Annotated in this window: 2 rRNA genes (1 of these 2 cut by a window edge); both read left to right on the top strand. The window is 57.9% G+C overall.

Annotated features, from left to right (window positions below):
• The first annotated feature begins 64 nt into the window (after nucleotides 1–64).
• Nucleotides 65–1580 (top strand): 16S ribosomal RNA (locus ACWDVW_RS32475).
• Nucleotides 1581–1969: 389 nt separating this feature from the next.
• Nucleotides 1970–3538: ribosomal RNA gene (locus ACWDVW_RS32480) — 23S ribosomal RNA — on the top strand; its annotated part runs 1240 nt beyond the window's last position; the annotation flags it as partial.

Here is a 3538-nt window from a genome sequence, read left to right on the forward strand (position 1 = left end):
GGGTTGGTGGGGATTCCTTTGGCAACATTTGTTTGTTGCTGGGGTTTGCTTTTCCAATAGGTTTTTGTTGGAGAGTTTGATCCTGGCTCAGGACGAACGCTGGCGGCGTGCTTAACACATGCAAGTCGAGCGGAAAGGCCCTTCGGGGTACTCGAGCGGCGAACGGGTGAGTAACACGTGAGCAACCTGCCCTAGGCTTTGGGATAACCCTCGGAAACGGGGGCTAATACCGAATATTCACTCACGGGCGCATGTTTGTGGGTGGAAAGTTTTTCGGCTTGGGATGGGCTCGCGGCCTATCAGCTTGTTGGTGGGGTAATGGCCTACCAAGGCGACGACGGGTAGCCGGCCTGAGAGGGCGACCGGCCACACTGGGACTGAGACACGGCCCAGACTCCTACGGGAGGCAGCAGTGGGGAATATTGCACAATGGGCGGAAGCCTGATGCAGCGACGCCGCGTGAGGGATGACGGCCTTCGGGTTGTAAACCTCTTTCAGCAGGGACGAAGCGCAAGTGACGGTACCTGCAGAAGAAGCGCCGGCCAACTACGTGCCAGCAGCCGCGGTAAGACGTAGGGCGCGAGCGTTGTCCGGATTTATTGGGCGTAAAGAGCTCGTAGGCGGCTTGTCGCGTCGACTGTGAAAACCCGTGGCTCAACTGCGGGCCTGCAGTCGATACGGGCAGGCTAGAGTTCGGTAGGGGAGACTGGAATTCCTGGTGTAGCGGTGAAATGCGCAGATATCAGGAGGAACACCGGTGGCGAAGGCGGGTCTCTGGGCCGATACTGACGCTGAGGAGCGAAAGCGTGGGGAGCGAACAGGATTAGATACCCTGGTAGTCCACGCTGTAAACGTTGGGCGCTAGGTGTGGGGGGCCTCTCCGGTTCTCTGTGCCGCAGCTAACGCATTAAGCGCCCCGCCTGGGGAGTACGGCCGCAAGGCTAAAACTCAAAGGAATTGACGGGGGCCCGCACAAGCGGCGGAGCATGCGGATTAATTCGATGCAACGCGAAGAACCTTACCTGGGTTTGACATCGCCGGAAATCCTGCAGAGATGTGGGGTCCTTCGGGGCCGGTGACAGGTGGTGCATGGCTGTCGTCAGCTCGTGTCGTGAGATGTTGGGTTAAGTCCCGCAACGAGCGCAACCCTCGTTCGATGTTGCCAGCGCGTTATGGCGGGGACTCATCGAAGACTGCCGGGGTCAACTCGGAGGAAGGTGGGGATGACGTCAAGTCATCATGCCCCTTATGTCCAGGGCTTCACGCATGCTACAATGGCCGGTACAATGGGCTGCGATACCGTGAGGTGGAGCGAATCCCAAAAAGCCGGTCTCAGTTCGGATCGGGGTCTGCAACTCGACCCCGTGAAGTCGGAGTCGCTAGTAATCGCAGATCAGCAACGCTGCGGTGAATACGTTCCCGGGCCTTGTACACACCGCCCGTCACGTCACGAAAGTCGGCAACACCCGAAGCCGGTGGCCCAACCCTTGTGGAGGGAGCCGTCGAAGGTGGGGCTGGCGATTGGGACGAAGTCGTAACAAGGTAGCCGTACCGGAAGGTGCGGCTGGATCACCTCCTTTCTAAGGAGCACCATCCAGCGAAAGCTGGTATGGAGCCCGCGACCTGCGAATGTCGGGTCGGGGTGCTCAATTGGCGGAGACACTGGCGAGTTTTCTTGCGGCAACGGCCGGCAGTTTCGAGTACGGCCATCCTCTTCGGGGGGTGGTGTGGAAAGAGTTTCTGTTGGTGCGGCTGTGGGGAAATGATTAGCACCCTGTTGAGTCCTGAAGGAACAACCCCTTTTGTGGTGTTGACTTCAGAATCGATTGTCGGGACGTGGTGTTCCGGGTCGGTTTCCAGGCATGACCTGGTGTGGCATACCGCCGGCGGTGGTCGGGTTTGGTGTCGCGCTGTGGGTTGTGGGTTGGTTGTTTGTTGAGAATTGCACAGTGGACGCGAGCATCTTTGTGGTCAAGTTGTCAAGGGCGAACGGTGAATGCCTTGGCACCAGGAGCCGATGAAGGACGTGGGAGGCCGCGATAGGCCTGGGGGAGCTGTCAACCGAGCTGTGATCCCAGGGTGTCCGAATGGGGTAACCCGGCATCAGTCATGTGATGTCACCTGCACCTGAACTCATAGGGTGTGTGGAGGGAACGCGGGGAAGTGAAACATCTCAGTACCCGTAGGAAGAGAAAACAATTTAGTGATTCCGTGAGTAGTGGCGAGCGAAAGCGGATTTAGGCTAAACCGGTTGCGTGTGATACCTGTCAGGGGTTGCGTGGTCGGGGTTGTGGGACTCTGTGTGGTGGGCTGACACTCACCGAAGAAGTTACAAAACCAGTTGTTAGTCGAATGGTCTGGAATGGCCGACCGTAGACGGTGAAAGTCCGGTAGGTGAAAGCAGCTGGTCTTCTATGGATGTTCCCGAGTAGCGGCGGACTCCTGAAATCTGCCGTGAATCTGCCAGGACCACCTGGTAAGCCTGAATACTTCCTGGTGACCGATAGCGGACGAGTACCGTGAGGGAATGGTGAAAAGTACCCCGGGAGGGGAGTGAAATAGTACCTGAAACCGTTCGCCTACAATCCGTCGGAGCCTTGAGGGGTGACGGCGTGCCTTTTGAAGAATGAGCCTGCGAGTTAGTGGCATGTGGCGAGGTTAACCCGTGTGGGGGAGCCGTAGCGAAAGCGAGTCTGAAGAGGGCGTTTGAGTCGCATGTTCTAGACCCGAAGCGGAGTGATCTAGCCATGGGCAGGCTGAAGCGCGGGTAAGACCGTGTGGAGGGCCGAACCCACCAACGTTGAAAAGTTGGGGGATGACCTGTGGTTAGGGGTGAAAGGCCAATCAAACTCCGTGATAGCTGGTTCTCCCCGAAATGCATTTAGGTGCAGCGTCGCGTGTTTCTTGCCGGAGGTAGAGCACTGGATGGTCTAGGGGGCCCACAAGCTTACCGAAATCAGCCAAACTCCGAATGCCGGTAAGTGAGAGCGCGGCAGTGAGACTGCGGGGGATAAGCTTCGTAGTCGAGAGGGAAACAGCCCAGATCACCAGCTAAGGCCCCTAAGCGTGTGCTAAGTGGAAAAGGATGTGGGGTCGCATAGACAACCAGGAGGTTGGCTTAGAAGCAGCCACCCTTTAAAGAGTGCGTAATAGCTCACTGGTCAAGTGGTTCCGCGCCGACAATGTAGCGGGGCTCAAGTACACCGCCGAAGCTGTGGCATTCACATGTGTACTTCGCGCGAGTCTTCGGGCTTGTGTGCAGGTGTGTGGATGGGTAGGGGAGCGTCGTGCCGGGGGTGAAGCAGCCGAGTGATCGAGTTGTGGACGCGGCACGAGTGAGAATGCAGGCATGAGTAGCGAAAGAAGGGTGAGAAACCCTTCCGCCGGATGACCAAGGGTTCCAGGGCCAGGTTAATCCGCCCTGGGTGAGTCGGGACCTAAGGCGAGGCCGAGAGGCGTAGTCGATGGACAACGGGTTGATATTCCCGTACCCGCGAAAGAGCGTCCCTGACGAACCTCGTTGTGCTAACCACCCGAG

This window comes from Micromonospora sp. NPDC003241, assembly GCF_053589795.1.